Annotated in this window: 16 protein-coding genes; 3 read left to right on the plus strand and 13 right to left on the minus strand. The window is 43.9% G+C overall.

The window, feature by feature from the left end; all coding sequences use genetic code 11:
* Positions 1-165 precede the first annotated feature (165 nt).
* Positions 166-2,760 (minus strand): phosphoenolpyruvate synthase, encoded by a 2,595-nt coding sequence (gene ppsA, locus HQN88_RS04465; RefSeq protein WP_173109038.1) that lies wholly within the window; start codon positions 2,758-2,760, stop codon positions 166-168.
* Between the two features lie 251 nt (positions 2,761-3,011).
* Here ppsA and HQN88_RS04470 point away from each other — a divergent pair, with 251 nt between their 5' ends.
* A complete protein-coding gene (locus HQN88_RS04470) occupies positions 3,012-3,350 on the plus strand; it encodes a L,D-transpeptidase (protein WP_173109039.1) in 339 nt (112 codons plus the stop codon).
* A gap of 56 nt (positions 3,351-3,406) precedes the next feature.
* On the opposite strand, the gene HQN88_RS04475 is transcribed toward HQN88_RS04470, so the two are convergent.
* Positions 3,407-4,657: a serpin family protein gene (locus HQN88_RS04475; protein WP_173109040.1), complete on the minus strand. Its 1,251-nt coding sequence runs from the start codon at positions 4,655-4,657 to the stop codon at positions 3,407-3,409.
* Positions 4,658-4,824: 167 nt separating this feature from the next.
* On the opposite strand from HQN88_RS04475, the gene HQN88_RS04480 reads away from it, so the two are divergent.
* Complete coding sequence (locus tag HQN88_RS04480; protein ID WP_173109041.1) at positions 4,825-5,526, plus strand: hypothetical protein; 702 nt, start codon at positions 4,825-4,827, stop codon at positions 5,524-5,526.
* Between the two features lie 78 nt (positions 5,527-5,604).
* Here the strand turns inward: HQN88_RS04480 and HQN88_RS04485 are convergent, their stop codons facing one another.
* Entirely contained in the window at positions 5,605-5,793 is a 189-nt protein-coding gene (locus HQN88_RS04485; RefSeq protein WP_173109042.1) for a hypothetical protein, read from the minus strand.
* A gap of 112 nt (positions 5,794-5,905) precedes the next feature.
* A complete protein-coding gene (locus HQN88_RS04490) occupies positions 5,906-8,611 on the minus strand; it encodes a ligand-binding sensor domain-containing protein (RefSeq protein WP_173109043.1) in 2,706 nt (901 codons plus the stop codon).
* 511 nt (positions 8,612-9,122) lie between these two features.
* Here HQN88_RS04490 and HQN88_RS04495 point away from each other — a divergent pair.
* Positions 9,123-13,664, plus strand: coding sequence for a cadherin-like beta sandwich domain-containing protein (locus HQN88_RS04495; protein WP_173109044.1), 4,542 nt, complete (start codon positions 9,123-9,125; stop codon positions 13,662-13,664).
* A gap of 52 nt (positions 13,665-13,716) precedes the next feature.
* On the opposite strand, the gene HQN88_RS04500 is transcribed toward HQN88_RS04495, so the two are convergent.
* From HQN88_RS04500 to HQN88_RS04540, 9 genes are all read right to left on the minus strand, one after another.
* Positions 13,717-15,111, minus strand: coding sequence for an extracellular solute-binding protein (locus HQN88_RS04500; protein ID WP_173109045.1), 1,395 nt, complete (start codon positions 15,109-15,111; stop codon positions 13,717-13,719).
* A 108-nt stretch (positions 15,112-15,219) separates the two neighbouring features.
* A complete protein-coding gene (locus HQN88_RS04505; RefSeq protein ID WP_173109046.1) occupies positions 15,220-15,933 on the minus strand; it encodes a DUF1361 domain-containing protein in 714 nt (237 codons plus the stop codon).
* Positions 15,934-16,128: 195 nt separating this feature from the next.
* The gene (locus HQN88_RS04510; RefSeq protein WP_173109047.1) at positions 16,129-16,485 is read right to left on the minus strand and encodes a VOC family protein; all 357 of its coding nucleotides are present in this window, start codon (positions 16,483-16,485) and stop codon (positions 16,129-16,131) included.
* Positions 16,486-16,619: 134 nt separating this feature from the next.
* Positions 16,620-17,174, minus strand: a complete 555-nt coding sequence (locus HQN88_RS04515; protein WP_173109048.1) for a dihydrofolate reductase family protein — start codon at positions 17,172-17,174, stop codon at positions 16,620-16,622.
* Between the two features lie 129 nt (positions 17,175-17,303).
* Positions 17,304-17,465, minus strand: coding sequence for a hypothetical protein (locus HQN88_RS04520; protein WP_173109049.1), 162 nt, complete (start codon positions 17,463-17,465; stop codon positions 17,304-17,306).
* A 258-nt stretch (positions 17,466-17,723) separates the two neighbouring features.
* Positions 17,724-18,464, minus strand: a complete 741-nt coding sequence (locus HQN88_RS04525) for an LbetaH domain-containing protein (protein ID WP_337995222.1) — start codon at positions 18,462-18,464, stop codon at positions 17,724-17,726.
* A gap of 152 nt (positions 18,465-18,616) precedes the next feature.
* Positions 18,617-19,651, minus strand: a complete 1,035-nt coding sequence (locus tag HQN88_RS04530; RefSeq protein WP_173109050.1) for a zinc-dependent alcohol dehydrogenase — start codon at positions 19,649-19,651, stop codon at positions 18,617-18,619.
* Positions 19,644-20,636, minus strand: a complete 993-nt coding sequence (locus tag HQN88_RS04535; RefSeq protein ID WP_173109051.1) for an SGNH/GDSL hydrolase family protein — start codon at positions 20,634-20,636, stop codon at positions 19,644-19,646. The genes HQN88_RS04530 and HQN88_RS04535 overlap by 8 nt, the downstream gene beginning before the upstream one ends.
* A gap of 20 nt (positions 20,637-20,656) precedes the next feature.
* The gene (locus tag HQN88_RS04540; protein ID WP_173109052.1) at positions 20,657-22,057 is read right to left on the minus strand and encodes a sulfatase family protein; all 1,401 of its coding nucleotides are present in this window, start codon (positions 22,055-22,057) and stop codon (positions 20,657-20,659) included.
* Positions 22,058-22,063 lie beyond the last annotated feature (6 nt).

Genomic DNA, 22,063 nt, shown 5'->3' on the forward strand with positions numbered 1-22,063 from the left:
GATTACCATCGCATCAGGAACAGCGTAAATCGAAAATTAGCGTAGAAAACCACACTTTTGCGAATGTTGCCTGTAGTAAAAACGATACTTTATATGAATTTCTATACATTGAAGGGCTGACAAACAAAAAACGATACCTCATAAGAGGTATCATTTATTTGTCGCCTATACTATTTCAATATACCCTTCAGTTCCATGAACACGAATTCGTTGTCCATCTTTAATCAGTTTAGTCGCATTTTCCACCCCAACAACGGCTGGCAAACCATATTCACGAGCGATAACGGCGCCATGGGTCATCAGTCCACCAACTTCCGTGACTAGTCCCTTAATGGATACAAACAAGGGAGTCCAGCCCGGGTCGGTAAAAGATGTGACTAAGATGTCCCCCTCTTCTAAATTCGCATCTTCCATGTGTAAAATGACACGAGCACGTCCTTCTATGATGCCAGAAGAAACGGGCAGCCCCACAAGAGCATCAGCGGGGATATTCTCTCGGTTGTATGTACCCGAAATAATTTCACCATCAGACGTAATCACACGCGGCGGAGTTAGTTTCTCGAAAAATTTGTAATCCTCTTTCCGCTTGTTGATTAACTGAACATCAAGCTTGTTCGTACGTACGACTTCGTGAAGTTCTTCAAAAGAGAGATAGAAGATGTCTTCTTTTTCAAGAATGACACGCGATTGTACGAGCTGTTCAGCTTCCTTCAGTAAAGCCTGCTTATACACGAAATAACGGTTTACCCAACCATATTTGGGATATTCACGATAACCAATGAAATTTCGAATTCGGCGAATCATTCGTTTTGTCTCTTCCGCTTTTTGTTCACCGTCTGGCAATTGGATTAACCGGGCTACTAACTCTTGTTCTTTCTCCAAAGCTTCTTGGCGCCCTTGCTCAAATTTTCGCTGGCCTTCATTCGGCTCAAAGGCTTTGATGTTACCCAGAATCATGGGAACCAGTATAATTGGTTTTTCACTCCAGCGCGTTTTAGAAATATCGATTTCTCCTGCGCATCGCATTCCGTATTTATCGAGATACGCATAGATTGCGTCATGAGCTTCCTGTCCACCCTCGAACTTAAGCAGTTCATCCAAGAAGTTATCCTCTTTCACATGTTGTAAATAATCAATAACTTCCGGATAAGGACGAATCCTATCTGCGACATCCATTAATGCCAGACCCATTTCTGAAGTAATATTGTAGGGTACCGATTGAGAAAGCGTATCTGCTGCGTTTTTTTCGCCTAACCACTCGTTCATTTTTTCATTGATCCATAATGAAGCATTGATGGCAGTCATAAACACAGCCGTGCTTTGAGGGTCGAATAAAATCTTCCTTAATTGCTGGATATCATCCAGAATAAAATCAATTAAATCCGCTCCTGATTTCGTCTGGATGTTATGTTGTAACTCTTTTACTGATGCGCGATTACTCTGAATCAAATCAGAAACGATGTTCGGATTGTTTTCAATTTGTTCCAGCATATCTGTATGATTTCTGCTCGGAATCGGTGCTGGTTGATCATTTGGTAACAATTTAATAAAATCTCGATCTATGATGGTCATGAGTGCGCCTTTTATGAGTGGATCGGATCCGATGGTAGTTAATAAAGCTTCGCGGCCGACAGGTGTAGCTAGCCTTGGTGCAACATCGATAAACAACCTCCCACCAGCTTTACGCATAGGCGCGGGAGTAATTAACAGGTAAAAAGACAATCCCAGTGGTTTGATGGGATCTGTCATCATTTGTTGATGACCAACAGATAGATAGACGTGATTTTCATGATCATTGGCTTCAGGAATCGGGAATAAAGTCGTGATTGGGCGGCTCTGGACGATATAAAACGTATCCTGGGCCAAACACCATTCAATATCTTGCGGGCTGCCAAAATAAGCTTCAATCTGTTTTCCGATACTTGCCAATTGTAAAATTTGTTGTTCTGTCAGCGTTTGAGACTTTTGCTGATTAGGATCAAGCTGCTTGGTCTCTGTACCACCTTCTTTGCGTCCATAGATAGCCAATTCTTTGGTTGCTATCCGCTTGTTCACGATTTCTCCTTCGCGTACGGTATAATTATCGGCAGATACCAAGCCAGAGACAATTGCTTCTCCAAGTCCAAAACTAGCATCAATGGAGAGCAGCTTGCGGTTGGAGGTCATGGGATCTGCCGTAAATAAAATCCCCGAAGCCTGTGGGAAAACCATCCTTTGAACGATCACAGACAAATAAACTTGTCTGTGATCGAACCCATTTTGCATACGGTAAATGACCGCGCGATCCGTAAATAGGGAAGCCCAACATAGGCTGATATGCTGCAAGATGCTATCTCTGCCGATGATGTTTAAATAGGTGTCTTGTTGACCAGCAAAAGAAGCCTGTGGTAAATCTTCCGCGGTCGCACTAGAACGCACGGCATACGCATGTTCATCACCAAACCGGGAGAGATAATGAGTAACTGCTTTGATAACTTCGGAAGGAATTTCTACGTCCATAATGAGTTGTCGAATCTGTTTACTGAGTTCAGTAATTTGATCTCGATCTTCTATTTTTAGTGTTGTAAGACGATCTAACAAATCATGAAATGATTCGTTTTGATTGACAGCTCTTTGATACGCTAGTGTTGTGATAGAGAATCCTTCTGGTACGTGTATGCCCTCAATTTTTGATAATTCCCCTAAATTCAATCCTTTTCCACCAACGAGCGAGAACTGTGTCTTTTCCATTTCCTGAAATCCGAGAACCAAAGAACTCATAGAAGATCTCTCCTAACCATGAAGTAATAAAAACCATTTGACAAGTGTTTCACCCACATGCTACAATTAAATTGTAAGATGCATAAATTATGATATTTTTATAATTAGAGTCGTAAACCGATTATATCATCGCCTTTATTTATATGCAATATGAAAGAACCTGATTAAGCATCAGGTTCTTTTTTTTGATTCCCTACTACATCACTTCCGTAACTAGGCATGCATAGAATATTGCTTAGGAGGCGAAATGAATGCCAAACTATCGAATTATCGTCGATTTATCCGACCGTAATTTGTATCTGCTTGATGGGAATACCGTTACTCGGCAATTTCCGGTTGGAATCGGCAAAATGGTTACGAAAACCCCTAAAGGCGAATATACAATCATAAATAAACAAGCTAACCCCGGAGGCCCATTCGGCGCCTTCTGGCTTGGGCTCTCTAAACCACATTATGGCATCCACGGAACTAATGATCCTTCTTCAATCGGAAGGGAAGTTAGTCACGGTTGTATTCGAATGTATAACGAAGATGTACTGCAGCTCGCGCAGCTCGTTCCCATTCATACGCGGGTTACGATACGGCGATAATCCCAATAGTACTCCTCATCTTCTTCCCCACCCCATTATGCGAATACGGTAAGCCCTTATGGTTCAACCACGGACCCTACAAAAAGCCATAGGCCAGTCTGACGGTCTTCAATCGCGAAGAAAAACGGCCGATTTATCGTCATCTGGAACGGTTCGTCGATTGGTGCGGAAGCACCTGCCATTTGTACGGAAGTGATTGCAGCTGCCTCTGTTCCTTTTTCATTAACCTCGATGAATGTTTTGTGTGTTACCGAACTGATGAAAAGGTTGGGTGGAACAGGTGCTATACCAGAAAAATCTGCATGGTCTGCATCAAAGGGCAATGTCATGCCCATCGCCTTGAGCGGTTCGTTTAACATATCGCTGTATTCAATCTTAAACCGGGGAAGCTTAATTTCACCCCGACTCGAGTGAAACGACTTGTTCCAATAATCGGGATCTGCCCAAAGCTTGTCGTGAAGAGCACCAAGTGAAGAAGATTCCCCTGGAAGTATGACAAGCATATCCATTTGTCCCTCTCCGTACGGCAATCGAATGGCTTGAAATCCCCCTTCTTGCAAATATTCGTAAGAACCTGTCTGCGCCATCATCTTCACTTGCTTGGTGGAACCATCTTGCAGTTTGAAGCTCTCTTCTTTCGTTCCTGAAAGTTGGAATTCCTTTTTCCAGCCGCCATTGAAGTAGATCGCATTCATCAGGATCAATACTTCATTGGGATTGATGGATTCGAGCATCTTAGAAATTTTCCCGTTGGTATTCTTGTTTACCCACTCGTTGATTGTGTCAGGAGCTTTGGGACTGTTGAAGTCGAGCTCCGTTACTTTGGCGTCGTAAAACGACTCATTAGTTCTCATGAATTCTTTGCGAATTGAAGTTCCTTTTCGTGACCAAAGCGAGTTGGCAATCTGAACTTTGACGCCGCTGCCAGGCTGCTGCAGCAGATAGCTAAGCGTTTCATTGCCTTGATTGATTTCATCCAGGGACATGCCCTGCCATCCCAACGTTTTGGCCATGGATGCTTGCGTTTCCCCCCTACTTCCGTTGTAAGTCATGGCGAACGCCAAAGAAACACTTGTTGGTGAAATGACTATGTTTTTCTTTTTATCCTGTTCTGACTTAACGAGTTGCCGATGAAGCTGCATGCCGAAACTATTGTTTGCTAGGATGATACGTTCATCCATTTTGGCAGCCGCATCTTGACGTTTTTCTAATGGAATTGAAGTTCCACTAGGCTTTGAACAGGCAGTAGCAATCAGTACAAACACCAGACTAATCGAGATAAGTTTACTTTTCCTGAAAATTATCATTCTTCTAAGGCCCCCTATCAGTCACATGCTTATTAGACGAGGAATCTTTACATAATGTTCCAAATAACAAATTTATAGATTCTTCTAGAATAATTTAAGGTTTGCCCTTCCAATTTTCTTATAATGAAAAGTATATCGATTCGTCAACCTAAGAGGAGGATGCAAGTATGCAGGGTCAGCAAGTAAATTTCGATTTGGCGCTTGTCCAATCGTATGCGCCACAGCTGTTATTTGATCGCTTAGAGCCATTTTATCCAGTTCGTGTTGGGGTCACGATTTTCGATCAAGACGGTCCATCCCCTTCCTTTCGTCGCGTAATCAGTTTCGAGTCGGATACCAGAATTGAAAAAGTCATTGAATATGCTATCTACTGGGATTATGATATCGAACATTTGTACGAGCTGGAACATGTATGGATTTATGTTGGGTATGACGGAAGTGTTATTAATTGTGAGTGCAGCTTCCATGGTAAATATTTTAAAGGTCTACTTAAGGATCGAAGCAATTTATCTGAAAATAATCCAACTCAAGTAGTACTGTACTCTCAGCCAGGAAAGCACGCTTTTTCCCCACTTCTCACTATGCTTGAACTCGTCCCGAATTTGAATACGTGTACGTATGAGACAGCGGGCAGCGCAGGTTTGCTAGTCCCGGACATGCTACGAGATCACATGATGACGGATAAGGAAACGGATCAATTAGTGGAACGCTATCTACAGACATTGCGGTTTCGGCCTACGATGGAATTTATTGAATTTACATGGGATGAATCGGTTTTCGTACCGTGGTCTGAGCTTCTACAGGAGATTCCAAAGCGTGTTAACCAAGAGTTAACTGTAATAAGAAAATATTTCGGCAACCACGATTAGTGGAACTGCTTTAGCCACGAGTTCAAGGCCAGGGAAGATTTGCTTCCCTGGCCTCCTTTCATTTAGAAGAGCGACTGATTACTTATCGTATTTGTACAAGTTAGTTTCGTACTTAACATAATATAGATCACCACTCGCATCCGCTGTTAGCAATGACACACCCGTAGAGACCAACATAACGGCATCTTTAGTGGCCGAACTGGCGTCAACGGCATACAATTTGCCACCGATACTCACGTATACATTCCCATCAGTGCCGACAACCATCTTCCCACCTTGCCAAGACACATTGCCACTTGAAGCGAATTTATTTGCATAGATCGTTGTATGGGCAGCATCAGGATTGTTCGGATCAAAAATAAATAAATCGGCCGTCAGATTACGCGATGGATCCGTGGATGAGTTCCCTTCCGCGACCCCCCCAAATGTTGCCGTCCGGACCGACGATGAGATCAGAAATAACTTTCCTTCCTGAGACTGGAACATACTGAGGAACCGGAAGTGTATTCGAGCTGGTCGTTTGCCAAGTGAACACTTTGCCTTCCGTTACACTAGGATTTGCTGTACTCCCAATCCCCCCATACACGGATGAGCCTCCATAAACTTTATTATTCTTGTATGCTAGGGATATGATGCTTTGATCTTCAACGATGTCGGGCACAGTCGTAATTCTTGTGGACGTCGCCAAGTCATACACAGTGAAGGAGCCGCTTAGTTTACCAGAGCTCGCGACTGAACCGACATACAACCGATTCAATGCAGAATCGGCCAACATGCCAAAGGGGCGATCCTGGAAGTTAGGTGAAGCAGCGATATCTTGAAAAAGTAGTGACGGATTCGTAGTATCGTTCCACGAGGAATTCGTGTCATATTTTTTTATCCATGCACCAGGGTAGATGCCTAGATATAAATTAGTACCAATCGTGGTCATGTTCTCGGCCTGCCCCGCTCCTCTATTCCGCGTTAGCAAACCGGTATCCGGATGGTAGACGCTTAATCCTCCACGTAGATAACCGCTTGTATAAATGTGATCACCAGGACCCTTTACGAGTGAGCGGATCTTCGTTGGAGAATCCGGAATTGTGAATGAAGTCGAAACGTCAATTGTTGGGGTAGCTGCAAGTTTGTATTTCAGAATTTTACCCGAGGAAAGTGGGGCGTACAGATACGTATTGCCTGCGTCTGTTAAAAAGGTGTAACCAGCTGCTTTACCTCCTACGTCACCAAGGTCCGTTTGTGTCTTCGCAGAAATATCGTAGACATATAGATGAGTTCCTTTGGTGTAGTACACCTTATCATCGGTAGGATGCTTCTTTGATACGCCGATTGAATCTACATTGCCAAGTGAGGCATCGACGACGCCTGTAGCCGGATTGATGACGATCAGTGGCTCACTTGACAATTTGGCGAACAACTTCGAATCTATACCATTCGTAATGTAATCGAGTCCTAGGACATAGGTACTTCCATAGCCGCTGGGAGATATGGTGGATTGTAAGCCTGTTGTAGGATCAAAGCGAATAATAGTCGCATTAGAAGTTGGTCCCATCCCCATAAATACTTCCGTATCACTCGCATAAGTGATTGATCTAACATGCGCCAAACCGTCGACAATCGCGAGATTGCTGTTTAAAACAGTAACTCCACTCGTCGGATTGAAACGGAATGCTTTGCCGTCAGTGGCTGTGCCACCGTAAATATTCCCGCTGCTTCCCGCCGTCACATCCCAAATGACATTCATACCCGAGTCCAATGTTGTTTTCACCAATGAACTACCTGTAATGAATTTGGTTCCTCCGGACATGCTGACCGTTCCTGGCACATAGCGATAAAGTGCTCTCTTGTTAGCCGTTCCTAAATAAACAGATTGATCTGATGCGACCGTCATGCCCCAGACGGCTTCTATTTGGTCAAGATTCTGGTCATCCACAATTTCACCAGTTCGAGCATCGAAAACCACAAATTTGGATGGATAGCCGCTGGAGCCGACGTACATGAGATCATAGCTGCCGCTTGCATCCTTCCCAAATACCGCTCCGTCAAGCGGATTGTTCACAATCTGTGTGCCCAGGTTGTATTCAATCGGAGTATCTAGCGTAACATCGTCAACATAGGCAACCGTTGTTGCCGTAGTCTTCGTCGTGAAATAGACAGACACGGTTTTGGCTCCTGTAACGTTTGGTGTAGTCGCCGAAATCGTGAGCGGAGTCCATTGGGACGCAGAACCACTGAATTCATTTTCGACCTCTTTTATTACCGTGCCCGCAGCATTCTTGAAAAGAAGGTGCATGCTTACACCAGTATCCCCGCTCGATACGTATACTTTCGCTGCTGCGGATACTCTTGCGCCTGAAACTACGGGAACACCTCTGCTTTCGGCGTAACTTGCTGCCACCGAACTTGCATCATCCAGCTTGAGACTAGATGCTCCTCCCGTTTTTAACGTCGTCGAAATCGCCGCTCCAGATACCGTCCAAGCATCGCTTAATGGCGTTGTTTCAAAGCCCGAATTTTTCACCGTCTTTCCAATCGATACATCGTCGATATACGCCGTTGTAATGCTGCCCAATCCACTATAGATCATTACAGCCACTTCTGTTGCGCCGGGTGGTGCTTCTGCGGTAATCGAGCGTTTGTTCCACTGGTTTACCGTAGGCGAAACATTTGCGGGAATCGCACGAAATTCTGTGGTGCCGGTGTAAAAGATCAAATACACATCGATCGAGCCTTGCTCAATATAAGCGTAGGCAGTTGCGGTATACGCCACTTGCTCCGTCGACGAAATACTGATTTTATCGCTCACGCGAGCAAGCGAGCTTGAAGAACTGGCATCGACCATTTTCATACTTTTTAATCCCGTGTAAGCCCTTACATCCAAAACGGTTGCCGTAGCTGTACCAAATGTTGGATGCGTGTTCCAATTTGGAATACCAGTACCTGCCTCTTCGAACGAAGCATTAGGGAGAGTCATTGTAATGCCAGCTGCATGTGCTTCTCGGTTACCAAACATACATCCAATTATCACAACGCTAACAACCGTACAGATAAATCGAACCCACAATCGGTGATACTTCCCTAGACTCATTCTTACCACTCCTCACATCAAGTTTAGTTGCGGTTTTTCGTGAGACTTAATCGGGATTTCATCAAACTCACCTCCTTTCCCCGAGAATACAAAGAATCGTCCTACTGATTCGAAAGTCATGACCAGTAAGGACGATTTATGAATACATAAAGGTGTGGGTTTTCAACATACACTTGGATTCATTATAGAAGCTTCACAATGTCATTACTAGCATACGCATTCAAGAAATAGTGTCTCTTTTCAAGAAATTTTACGTAATAATTGGTACTTATTCCCTATTTATGACGTTATTTTTTTCGTGTTGACAGCCGAATTTGATTCGCATAACATTTACATTGTGAACCAGATATATACCAATAAATCAGTGTCTCTTGAAATAGAAAGGAGTTGATCAGCGCGTACTGATCTTTCTAAATGCCTACGATGTAAGCGGTCACAAAGCAAGCATAGTGCATCAGCAAGAATGACATCAACCTGTCTATGGGCAGAAAATTGAAAGAAGGTGATGTTGATGGATACGTACAAAAGCAAAATATTCAGATGGCAGCATGGAATAGTTGGACTCATCGCTATACTTTTCTTAGCTTTCCTTCTTCCTTCTCAAACACGGGCAGCAAGTCCGATAGAGATGATTCCGGTGCCAAACAGCGGATTCGAACAAAATTTGATAGCAGGAAAAATTCCTAGTTGGAGCGCTTTCGGTGTAGCCTCAAGTCTTTCCTTGTCGGACACGACTGTGTTTGCGGGTTCCAGAAGTCTGAAGATGAGCAAACCCAGTACCGGTGGACTCGGTGCCGAAAGCACGAAGCTAGCTGTCACGGCTGGCCAATCCTATGAAGCGAATATCAAGCTGTATCTGGAAAATTATAGCGGTGGTACACCTGGTCTATGGATACGCTGGTATAATGCAGCAGGTCAATTTATGAACAAACAGGCAACGTTTTACCTTACCAATCCTGCCTTAAACACTTGGCTAGATGTTCGTGTATCTGGGACCGCACCGGACGGGGCCGCTTATGCAACGATCTTCCCATATGCTGCTTCCAGTGTCCTTATGACAGCTTATGTGGATGAAGTGCAATTCTATCGAATCGATCCAAATGAAGTCAGCGTGAATAACCCAGGCTTCGAAGAAGCAGCTTCAGGTGCTCTCATTCCTGGTTGGGAATTATATCCAGGTACACCAACTAGTGCTGTCTCCATCACCAGTGCTCAGAAGAAAAGCGGCATCTCTAGTTTACGTCTGGATGATACTTTCGTAGATAAACCTGTCGGACTTAGTACCCAAGCCATCGGGATTCATCCGAATGGCAGATATGAAGCCAAAGCGAGTGTTTACTTAGTGTCGGGGGGAGCCGTCAACCTGTACATTAAATTTTACGATGGAGCGGACAAAGAAGTCGGCACGACATCCCGTTCCTTTAGTACTCCGCTAAATACTTGGAGCGATGTGCTCAAAGTAGAAGGCATTGCCCCTGAATCAGCAGTCAAAGCAAAGGTGTTATTGTATTCAGGCGTTGGAACTTTAAGCAATGTGTATTGGGACGATATCTCATTTACCTATAAAGGTGAAGCACTCGTGATGCCATTTGCTTTCGAGAATGCGATTAATCTCGGCAAAGCAACGCTGACAACCACAACGCTTGGTGGCGCGATCGGGAATGGTGAGTTGTATTTCGTTACCAATGGCAATCCAGGAACGTTCTATGCCATTGATGCTGCGACCGGTGAAATCAACTCCCAAATCTCAGTCCCTGGGACAACGGAAACATGGGCTGTGACAGTCGGAGCCGACAACAATGTCTACTTTGCTGCAACAGCCAACCGCAACTTTTGGAAATTTGATACTCGGCCTGGATATCGGAACATCACATTAATCGGTAGTAACCCTGTTGACAATTTTGTATGGGATCTGGATGCTAGTACAGACGGTATCATCTATGGCTCAACCAGCCCTAATGCCAAAGTGTTTGCATACGATACGAATACACAGAAATTTACGGATCTTGGCCGTATGTATGACACGGAGCAGTATGCCCGGGGTGCTGGCGTGACGGACCAATACTTATATGTCGGTATCGGCTCCAAGAAACATCTAATCCGAATGGATCGAAGTACAGGCGTCAAAACAGAAATCACAATGCCATTCACGGGTATGGACGATTTTGTTCATAACATAACCCCTTATAACGGACTGCTTTATGTCACACACGGTACTTCATTAGTTGTTGTTAACGAGCAAACGCAAAGCGTCTTAAAAAGCGTACCTTTCGACTCGCCTGAAGCATATGACGGCAAAATTTCACCTCCGTCCCCTTATAATGCGAATCTGCTTTATTACCGCAACAAAGTTTCAAACAACCTATGGTCCTATCAAGTATCGACGAATACCGTTCAACAAGTAACACTGCCTAATACATTGCCTGAGAAAGGAACAAAGGCTTTCGGCTGGGTGACACTTTCAAGTGGTGAGCAGGCATTAGCCACCCTTTACGAGGACGGCAAATATACCCTTTATAACCCTAACGACAACTCGATTCAATTGATCCAAGTTCCCTTAGCCAGGGAAGGCGTCAATATTCAAAGTATGGCAGCAGGTCCTGACAAGAAGCTTTATCTTGGAGGCTTTATTGATGGTTTGAGCGTGTTTAATCAAGAAACACAATCCTATGACTTGCAGGTCTCTTCCCCATATTCACCACATCAAGTGGAAGAAATCGGCTTTCTGAATGGCAAAACTTATTTCGGTGCTTACGGTGGTGCAAGAATTTATGCCTATGATGCCACCCAACCCTATCAATACGGAAGCACACCCACATCTAATCCTAAACTTGTTTACACGATTCCGAATATTCAAGATCGGCCTTATGCCTTCACCTCTGGCGACAACCGGCTATTTATCGGAACCGTACCTGGTTATGGCAATTTAGGCGGCAGTCTAACGATCTACAACGAGACAACAGGATCGTGGCAATCCACTCGTAATGTGGTAACCGATCAATCCATCATCTCGCTTGCTTATAAGAATGGCATTCTCTTTGGCGGAACATCCATAGAAGGCGGTCTCGGTTCCATACCAACCACCTCACATGCTAAATTATTTAAATGGGATGTCAATACGAACACCAAATTGAACGAATTTGAACCCACAATACCAGGTTTGTCTTCTCCTCGCTTGTTTGGTGGCTTATCTTTTGGACCTGACGGGCTGTTATGGGGAATTGCTTGGGGAACTGGTGTGGACGGCACCAACATTTATGCGATATATGCATTGAACCCGAGCACCCTTGAGGTTGTAAAAAGCCAACTGATGTTCTCAAACGCTAACGGTGGTAGCACATGGAGAGGCTTCTATTTACGCTGGGGGCAAGACGGCTTACTCTATACAACTATCGCAAGGAATATAACAGTCTTCGATCCTAACACATTGAACTATCGTACCCTTTCCGATACTCAAACGAATTTAATGGACATCGGCATAGATGGCAGCATCTACTATACATCGGGGCCAAATTTATACAAGCTGCCCGTTCGGATCGCACAAGCGTCTATTACGATGGACCATATTACTCTCACTGAAGGAACAAGTGAACCTATCCTTGCTTCTGGTCTTCTAGAGAACGGATTGCCAGCGATTTTGGCGGGAAGCACCCTCACATATACCAGCAGTGACCCAACCGTGCTAACCATCGTAAATGGTCAGGTAAAAGCGATTAAAGAAGGAACGGCAAGTGTATATGCGGACATTACATTAAACGGGAAAACCAAACGATCGAATACGATCAGCCTTACAGTCCAAGCTATCCCTCCTTCGGCAGATTTGAGTTCCATTAGCTTAAGTAGCGGCCCGCTGAATGAATCTTTTTCTCGTGAAGCGACTAGCTATACACAAAGCGTGGCGGCAGGCGTATCGGCAATATCGGTGACGGCATCCGTTTATGATACAGCTTACGCTACGGTAACTGCGAGCGTGTACAACAGCAGCAACTCGCTAGTGCTGGGTCCGCTCAGCTTAACGAGCGGGTTGGCAAGTTCTTCTCTCCCTTTGAACACTGGGGACAATACGATTAAACTCATCGTCACAGCAAGAGACGGATCGACGAAAGCATATACTGTCCTAGTAAAGCGCGCATTGTCGGGGAATGAGACCCCTCCGGCAACCTCCGTTAAGGTTGAGTTGAAGGACAGCACGGGCCAACCGCTTAGCGGTGGCGTCGTTAGTTATTATGACGGTGGCTGGAAAGAGTTTGGCGTCACCGACACATCTGGTGCGGTCAGTAAACCCTTATCAAACAAAAGCTATACCTTCGCTATCATTTACGAGGGTACGCGCAATGAGTTGACACAAAATACGGGCACAAGCTCTACTATTACGTTTCAAACTGTGAACACCCAAGTTCAGTTTACGAACAGCCAAGGCCTTCCACAAGCAGAGGGAACCGTTTCCTATTATGGCGGAGGATGGCGAACGTTCGGTTCAATAAGTGCTGGCGCAGCCAACAAAGAATTGTTGGCTGGCTCCTACACATTTGCCATCAATTATGATGGAGCTGTCAATCAAAAAGTTCAGCACATTGGAACAGATCCCCTGCTAGTATTCCAAACTGTTCAGGTTAAGGTCAACCTTAAGAATAGCCTTGGCACCCCGCTAAGCGGCGGGAGTATTAGTTATTACGCGGGAAGCTGGAAGTCCTTAGGCATGACGGATATCGCTGGGGAAGCCGGCAAAGAAATGCTCGCGAATTCGTATACCTTTGCAATGAATTATGAAGGAACCTTGAACCAGAGAGTACAGCAAGTGGGGACAGATCCCACTGTTGCCTTCCAAACCATTCGTGTTAACGCACAATTAAAGGATGCACAAGGTAATCCGCTCGACGGCGCTATCTCGTATTACGGGGGAAGCTGGCGTGCTTTCGGAGCGACAACCAGCGGTGAAGCAAATAAGGAATTATTAGCTGGTACGTACGCCTTAAGTGCCATTACCGGAGGAATTAGAAAGGAAATTATCGCTAACACGGTCACAGATCCAACTGTAGTTTTTCAATATTAATGAGTAAAGGGGTAGTGGATCCCCGGATCCACTACCCCTTTTTCTATTTTTTTTACCCTAACTCGTCTTGCTGCAGTGCTTCTTTCAGCCTCCGGAAAACGGTTTCAAAATCATCAAGTCTCGCCCAATATAGCTTGAATATCCGCCTCATCGTTTCCAACTCACGAAAGGTGACATTCATGTCAGAATAAAGACGGAATGTCGGTATGATGTCCCGATACATCATAAATCTGCTAGGGCGGGACATCTCCTCCTGCCCACGCCATTCCGCGAACGCTTTAACACTCGGAAGACTAAGTGTATGACTGCGTATTTGAAGCTGCGTTTCGTCTGATAATAGAAAATCAATGAGTACCTGAGCAGCTTGTTTATGGTTGCTATGCCTATTAAGAGCAAGTCCGATCATCACCAATTGCGTTCTTGCTTCTTCCGAATAAGGAAGCGGCGCGATATCATAATCAAACCCCGCTTTACGCAAATGATTAAGGCTATAATAGCTCGTAACAATCATGGAAGCTTTTTGCTGTACAAAGTACATTTCGCAATCGGAATCCTGTTCAGACAAATAGGAGCTTTCCGGATTCAAACCCTCAAACAATTGCAGGCTTAAGCGCATCGATTCCCGAAAGGGTTCATTGTCTACTCTCAGCTTGCCACATTCATCGCGATCAAAAACGACCTTATTTTGCAGCAGAAAGAGCGGCCAACGATTAATCGATTGTAAATGAAAAAAAAGTCCGAACCTTTCATTTTTATGGGTCAACACACGCGCAGTGCGCTGTACATCTTCCCAACTCCAACTGCTGTCTGGCTCTTGTAGATTGGCTTCCCTGAAATGGTCTTTGTTGTAACCCAAGATAATTGGCGAAAAAGTGAATGGCTGCACATACAGATTACCAGCACGTGTAAACGGCCTCAGTAGAAAAGGATAAACACCTTCTCTTGGTTGAAGCGGTTCCAATATTTCCTCTACGACTCCCGTATCCGTAAAAGCCTCGTAGTTCTGCAAGTTTAGCGTGAGCACATCCAGTCCATCTCTCTCCATCACTTCTTGCATATTCAGTGTAAAATACGAACTCGACAGTGGAATCATGTGAAGTTCGATATGTGGATTCTGTTTTTTAAATGTATCGACTAGTTGTAAAAGATTAACCTCCGAGGTTAGTGTCGGGTAATACCCGAACTTCAACGTCAGCTTCTCGAATAAACCTGTTCCAATGACGCGTGTGCCGATTCGTGGCACTTTTTCAATCATTTGTTGGGCGAGTAATTGATTCAACCCTTTACGTATCGAGTTTTTACTCAAGTTATACTGCTCCGCAAGCATTAATTCGGATGGCAAGTAGTCACCGGGCTGAAGTTTTCCGGTTACGATATTATGGCGCAGAGAGGCAATCATCTCCTCCAAACGTGTTCGAAAAGTAGATCGACTAGGTTTACCTATCATGAAACTTCGAACCTCCGGGTCTTTCTTTATTGGTATGTATCTGGGTTATATTATATCGTACTAATCTGATTATTGTCATTTCAATATTCCACTCCATATGCCGTATATCTATAATTTCCTTACCCGAGTAATGACGTAGATCAGTACGTAACTAATAATTAAAACCATAAACATAAACTTGCAAAAAGTGAAAATATGATAGAGTTTACTCCTATCTGTTAACATGATAACTAATTCTTTTAATATATAACCTGGACGCATAATCACGTCCCAACTATTCCATCGAATGAATCTGCCAATGTAGATTCCGAAACTACTTAGCAGAAGAACGAAAATAGCAAAAGACCAGCTAGCCACGGCTCCATAAGATACTCTCACCAAATGCTGTACCGAGAAAAGCGAATACGCTCCCAGTAGAAGGCCTATCATAGCAATCGTAAATATCGTAAATAAATGCTGCCAAAAATCGACATCTGCCCAAAAACGCTTTGTTGGGTCAAAACTGTACCGAGCGAAAACATGAAGTAAATCAGTCACGAGGTAAGGTGCATTGGGATAGAAGAATAACCATGAAGCCCCGACGACTATGCTGATTAATGCACGTGTTTTCTTACGGGTATAACTAAATATGAGATCTAGCATTACGGCAATTCCTACCGGTACCCATGCAAGAAAAGTATCCCAAAAGATAAATAAATACGGTCTATTTCCTGACGCAGATTGGATTGTATAGACACTTAGTAAACTAATTAAAGTAGCAACACATAGAACAATAATAAGATAAATCTTTCCTGGGTAATGTAGAGATTTAAGTTTTTCCAAGATTCGCCTCCAGAATTGTGATGTACTAGATATTGGTTTTTTCAGCTTTTCAAAAATATTCCATATTAGGATTCTATCATTTTATTTTGGTTTTAGTTAATATTTTACTGTTATTTTAATTTTTTAAGTTAGACTCCTTTTTGGGAAATAAAAAAGACTGCCTCACGGCAGCTCCCATCGAATGAAATTTCGCACTTAAAAGTTCCCATCCTTTATCTCAATTCGATTACCTTCTGGATCAATAATGATGCCAATGGTTCCCCAATCGGCTCTTCTTACATCCACCTCTACACCTCTAAGCTGAAGCTCGAGCACGGTTTGGTCAAAATCATCCACATCCATTCTTAAACATACGGAACTCTGCGCTCTTGTTTTCTCACGCTGCGATGCTACTCCCTTTCCTTCGATTAATAAGTAACTATCCCCAAAATCTAAAAATGACAAATCTTCCTTCTGTAATCGTAATGGTAATCCAATTTGGTTTATGTAATAGTCCACTGCCTTCTCATAGTTCTCTGCAAATAAAATAATTCCCGATTCTTTAATTTTCATGGGTTATACCTCCTTTATAATAGTTATGCGCACAATTAATAAACTTACTATACATTTATGTTTATAAAGTAGCAAGAAATTTCTAGGAACTTAAAAAAGACCCCCAGCAATTGGCTGAGAGTCTACTTTACCCATTATTTCCCGCTCAATTGATAAATGAGTTGCACAACACCGGAGGAGTATGTTCGTGTTTTTACTATCTTCAAATTTAATCTCTGTTCGATATCACTAAACAACGGTTTTCCTTCTCCTAGAATAACGGGGTGAACAGATAATCTAAATTCATCAACAAGTCCTAAATTGATAAAAGTTGTAATAAGGCTTGCTCCACCATACAGCCATATATCTTTTCCTGGCTTTTTCTTTAATTTCATTACTTCTTCAAAAATGTCTTCATTGATATAGAGTGCTTTACTATCCGTACTTTTTTGTGTCTTGGAAAATACATATTTTTCTTTACTATGAACTAAGCTCCACATTTCTTGATCAGAATCAGCCTGTTCAATCTCTGGCGTGAATTCTCCCCATAAATCATAGCTTTTTCTGCCATACAAGATGGTATCAATTTGGTTTAAGAACTCAATAAATCCCATTTCAGGATCCATGACACACCAATCAACTTCCCCATTTTTCCCCTCAATATATCCATCTAACGTAACTGCTAAGTCTACAATTATTTTCCGTTCCACGTGTTGTTACTCCTTTCGTTGATCTACCACTACCACTTAGTATAGACATCGAATATGTCACCTTATGTCATAATAAAAAGCCGCGTTAAACGCGGCTGGGTTTTGAAATATAGTTATTTCGGAGATTTGTTAAGCTTTCTTAATTGTGTAAAAACCAAAGCGTTCGATTTCTTCAAGAGCTTTACTTCCAAATGACTCTACAAGCTCATCGGATCGGATTTTGGTTCCCCCTAGTGTAAGCCCGTCCCAGCGTACAATTCGACCGTCCTTAACCAAAAAATAATCATCCATATTATAGCCTCCCGAATTAATATTTTGGATATCTCTGTGTGCATGGATACGCAGAGCATGAGGTTGCCCTATCCATATTTTAACACACTATGACTAAGGAAACATAACGAACATTTAAAGATGCAGAAACTCTGCATTTATTACTAGGTTAACCACTTTTTACGTATTTCACCACATTTGAAATCATAAGTTTCCGATACTGGAAGGCCGCCGATTTTTTTACACGACAGCCTGTTGTATAAGGTGCGTTTAGTAACATTATTTCAATAACAAATTTTTCTCATAGGCAACCCCGCAGGAGCAGCGAGCTCTACCGAATAACAGATGATAAGAATGAGGAAACTCCCGGTTTACCCGTTGGACTTCACGTGCAAATTCAACTTGATCCTTGGGCACTCTGCGAAGGGAGTCTGCTTTCGCTTGCGTATCCACATGCGCGCCAGGCGGAACGAATCGATTAGGCGCTATTTTTACTCCGCCGGTAACTACGGCATCCATCGATATAACTGACCCATGACCAATAAAGGCATTAAATATGATAGATTTGAATCCTACGAATACTTTTTCCCCAATAAAACAAGGACCATGAATGAGTGCCCCATGAGCAATGGAGACACTGTTAGCGAGGTAGATCGAGTACTTTTTGTTATCGACCAAGATATATTCGTGAGCGAGACCATGTAAGACGACCCCATCTTGAATATTCGTATTCTCACCGATATAAAAAGGCGTTCCTTCATCTGCACGTAAAGTAGCATTTGGTGCTATATATATTTTTTTACTAAGGGTTACATCACCAACAACACTGGCATACTGGCTGATAAAAGCCGTGTTATGAATGTTTGGGAAACGTTGTTCGGGTGTGAATGATGTAATTGGATTCGGACTGATGTAGCGAGCAAACAAGTTAAAGGGCCCGCGAGGCAAATCGCCACTAGATTTCTTAATTCTAATCTTATTCATGAATACAGGTTTCCAAAGATTTCTGACCTTAGTCATAGTTTCACTCCTAGAAGATTTCTGCGTGTCTTACATTAAGCTATTCAGGATATAGGCGAATGTCACAGATCCGTCCACTTACATAGCAAAAAAAGCCCTAATGCACGGCAATGAGTAACCGGGGCACTATGGGCTTACTAAATCACTCACACCTAAACGTTCGTTTCACAATCAATCATGACGTGGATCGTGTCCCCTTTATGCTCATTGCGCAGCTTAAACGCTTCGGCAATGTTACTTAAGTGAACCACATGCGTAATCATTTCCTCCGTATTAACCAATCCATCCAGCACAAGCTGCAAGCCTCTATCAAAATAATGACGATTATCGATATCTCGCTTCGGTTCGGTTGAGAAAATGTCCAGTCTCTTCTTATGAACTTTAAAGAAATCGACCGGCTTATGGCAAGTACCAATACACCCGTACATGATAATACGCCCATTCTGGGAAGCCGCATCAATGGCATCAACCATTCCGTCCCCCTCCAGCAAGCAAGGAATGACGACATCGAAACCATCCGGGAAGTCTTTACCCACAATATCCATCGTATTCGCATCTGAAGAGGGGAGCTTATAGGTATGAGTTGCTCCATACTTGCGAGCCAGTTCCAGCTTCTCGTCGAATAAATCCGTTACGATAAGGTTACGAGGACTGTACAAGCTAACTACCTGCGTCATCACCAAGCCGCTGACACCTTGTCCGGTAATTAGCACATTTTTGTGAGGAGAGATATCGCCAAGTTCTGCCGCATGAATAATGCCGGGCAGCACTTCAATGAGCGAACCTTCAATGAGAGGCAGCGTCTGCGGAAGAACTTTTACAGAAAAAGGCGTACAGCAAACATATTCAGCAAAGGCCCCCCAAATATAACGTAATGCAACAGGATCCCCCACCTTAAGGCCAATCACATTGGGTCCTACTTTATCAATAACGCCAGCTACTTCGTGGCCTAGCCGTGTTGGATAGGAGACAAACTCTGGCTCACGAGCACCGCGAAAAACTTCTACATCGCTGCCGCAAATGCCAACCCACTTCACCTTTACCCGTACTTCCCCTTCAACGGGCTCGGGAATTAGTGCTCTTTTTAACGTAATATTCCCAATATCTTCTACAACTGCACAAAGCTGCGTACCCTCACCATCATAATCGACCAGCTGCATGGGAGGAACTGACATTTTTCTAACCATTCTTAGGACTCCTATCGTTTAACTTTCCGAGTACATGATGTGCCATTATTTTGTAGCCTTCAGCGTTGGGATGCAGATGGTCTGGAAGGTAGTCTACATAACCTTCTCCCATGATATCCAAGCCGTCTACATACGTAAGGTTCGAATCCCCGTAAGCAGTAAGGATATTCACTGCTTCTTGGATCTCTTTCCTCATGATAACCAAATTCATCCCTGCTACGTTTTCATCCGTCTCCCTGTGAGGACAATAAATAGGAGAAAATAAAAAGATTGGCGTATGGCGATGCTTTTCCCGAATGATCGATACCATGCCAATGACAGCAGAACGGAACGTACGGATATTTAAAGTTTGGCCCCCCATCACATTAATGCCGAGACACAGGGAAATGACATCTGCTGGAAGGTCACGAATGACGCGGGCAACCATCGGTTCCAAATGACATTGTCCAGCAAACCCCATACAGGTGAGGTCCCAACCGTTGTGGCGTGCGACGATTGCCGGCCACGTATGCGCTGGACTTTCAGCTGTGTTGCATTGCGTTATGGAGCTGCCGTATGTAATCCACCGGGGTTGATCGTTTGGCACGGGAATAGCCGATGTCCCGACATCGACTTTGAGTGCTTCCACGATGACGGCAGCATTTTGCGTAAAATAAATGTCAACTCGTTTCTTGCGGTCTGGTAAATTAGTAAATAAACAAATGTCATCTCCTGCAAGGAGTGTCTTCGTGCCAATGAATTCTTCTTCAATAACGATATCAAATTGCCTATCTTGATCCGATCTTGTGACATGCAGCTCTATGGACGTAGAGTCGGTTAGACAAGCTAGTCTTATCCCTGCTGTTTCTCCTGCTCTCTCCACTACTTTCGATGCAAATAAGTTAAGCTGACCATGAGGTAAACGCCATGGCCGGAAGTTCGCTTCATTCGTTTCTATTGAAACGGCCCCACGAAACCATGCTTCATTCATTTCAATTGTTTGCATGTTGTATTTCACCTTTCAATCTACACTAGAACTGGAATTACAGATTTATCTTGCAAAATATCACCGCTTGCTTTCATCCATGTGGCTAATTCAGAAGCAAGTCGTTCAATGTTCTCAACCTGTGAAGGTTCCTCTGACAAATCATTGGTTTCCCAAGGATCATTGAGCAGATCAAATAACTGGATACGTTCCGTCCCACTGTTCGTAATTGGCGAACGATAATATCGAATCAGCTTCCATCGACCATCCGTCACCATCCGCTGGAGATCTCGATAAACGGATCCCACGATCCCACGAACGCCATCACTCTCTTCTGATAAGATGGTATGCAACGAGATCCCTTCTGTTTCCTCTGGGAGGTTGACTTTGCATAACCCGGCAACTGTCGGGAAAATATCAATATTACTGGCAAGTGCTCGCAGCTGCTTGCCTTCTGGCACACCAGGCCCACGGAAAATAAGCGGAATTCGCACGCTATGCTCGTAAAGGTTTTGTTTACCCATCAATCCGTGTTGTCCAACCGCCAAACCGTGGTCCGCTGTATACACGATGAGCGTATTGTCATAGATGCCCTTCGACTTCAGCGTTTCGATGACCCTACCCATTTGTGCGTCCAAATGGCTTATCATTCCGTAATAATCGGCCATATGCTGTCGAATTTCGTCCTCATCCCTCGGCCAACCCGCAAGCTTCTCGTCGCGCACAACCATATCCCCAGTATCAAAAGGATGTTCTCCCATAAAGTTCGGAGGCAGCGTTATATCAGACTTGCTATACATACTTGCATACGGCTCAGGCGCAGTTCGCGGATCATGAGGCGCTGTATAAGCGATATACAGGAAAAACGGCTTTGCATCCCCATAATCCTCGATAAAGTTGACGGCTGCATTGGTAAATAACTCAGTAGAGAACGTATGTTCCGTGTATTCATTTTCTTTCGGATACAGCCCAGTCGCATCATAATCAAACACAGGAACCTTGGAATGATCACTCATCCCGTGAAAATGCAGCTTATCTCCCCCTTCGAAACTCCGGGTGAGGCTTGCCTTGTCGTTATGCCATTTGCCAACGGCATGCGTGTAATATCCGGCATCTCGCATCGTCTGCGCCATAAGACGAACATCCGAGCGAATTACGCTCGAATGTTCTCGGTTCGTCATATCCTTGCCGATCGTTGCCCGAAATAGTGGAATACCGGTATGGACGCATGCTCGGCTCGGCGCGCAAACCGCACCGGTTAGAGCACCGAAGATATGCGTATTCCGACATGCTGTCCCGCTAGTGACCAGCGAATCCAGCACCGGCGTCTGCACGGCTTCATTGCCGAAAGCTCCGATAGCTTCACCACGATGATCGTCTGCTATAAGAAAAACGACATGAGGTCGCTCAGCTACATGATTCTTGATGTTTTTCTCTTTCATAGTACA

Origin of the sequence: Paenibacillus qinlingensis (assembly GCF_013204845.1) — a bacterium.
Classification (GTDB): domain Bacteria; phylum Bacillota; class Bacilli; order Paenibacillales; family NBRC-103111; genus Paenibacillus_E; species Paenibacillus_E qinlingensis.

Coding starts and splice junctions, on each gene's coding strand:
- HQN88_RS04530 (WP_173109050.1), bottom strand. CDS start 19,651: ATGGTTAGAAAAATGTCAGTTCCTCCCATGCAGCTGGTCGATTATGAT.
- HQN88_RS04520 (WP_173109049.1), bottom strand. CDS start 17,465: ATGGATGATTATTTTTTGGTTAAGGACGGTCGAATTGTACGCTGGGAC.
- HQN88_RS04480 (WP_173109041.1), top strand. CDS start 4,825: ATGCAGGGTCAGCAAGTAAATTTCGATTTGGCGCTTGTCCAATCGTAT.
- HQN88_RS04485 (WP_173109042.1), bottom strand. CDS start 5,793: ATGGTTGTCGGCACTGATGGGAATGTATACGTGAGTATCGGTGGCAAA.
- HQN88_RS04495 (WP_173109044.1), top strand. CDS start 9,123: ATGGATACGTACAAAAGCAAAATATTCAGATGGCAGCATGGAATAGTT.
- HQN88_RS04540 (WP_173109052.1), bottom strand. CDS start 22,057: ATGAAAGAGAAAAACATCAAGAATCATGTAGCTGAGCGACCTCATGTC.
- HQN88_RS04490 (WP_173109043.1), bottom strand. CDS start 8,611: ATGAGTCTAGGGAAGTATCACCGATTGTGGGTTCGATTTATCTGTACG.
- HQN88_RS04525 (WP_337995222.1), bottom strand. CDS start 18,464: ATGACTAAGGTCAGAAATCTTTGGAAACCTGTATTCATGAATAAGATT.
- HQN88_RS04500 (WP_173109045.1), bottom strand. CDS start 15,111: ATGATAGGTAAACCTAGTCGATCTACTTTTCGAACACGTTTGGAGGAG.
- HQN88_RS04535 (WP_173109051.1), bottom strand. CDS start 20,636: ATGCAAACAATTGAAATGAATGAAGCATGGTTTCGTGGGGCCGTTTCA.
- HQN88_RS04510 (WP_173109047.1), bottom strand. CDS start 16,485: ATGAAAATTAAAGAATCGGGAATTATTTTATTTGCAGAGAACTATGAG.
- HQN88_RS04475 (WP_173109040.1), bottom strand. CDS start 4,657: ATGATAATTTTCAGGAAAAGTAAACTTATCTCGATTAGTCTGGTGTTT.
- HQN88_RS04470 (WP_173109039.1), top strand. CDS start 3,012: ATGCCAAACTATCGAATTATCGTCGATTTATCCGACCGTAATTTGTAT.
- ppsA (WP_173109038.1), bottom strand. CDS start 2,760: ATGAGTTCTTTGGTTCTCGGATTTCAGGAAATGGAAAAGACACAGTTC.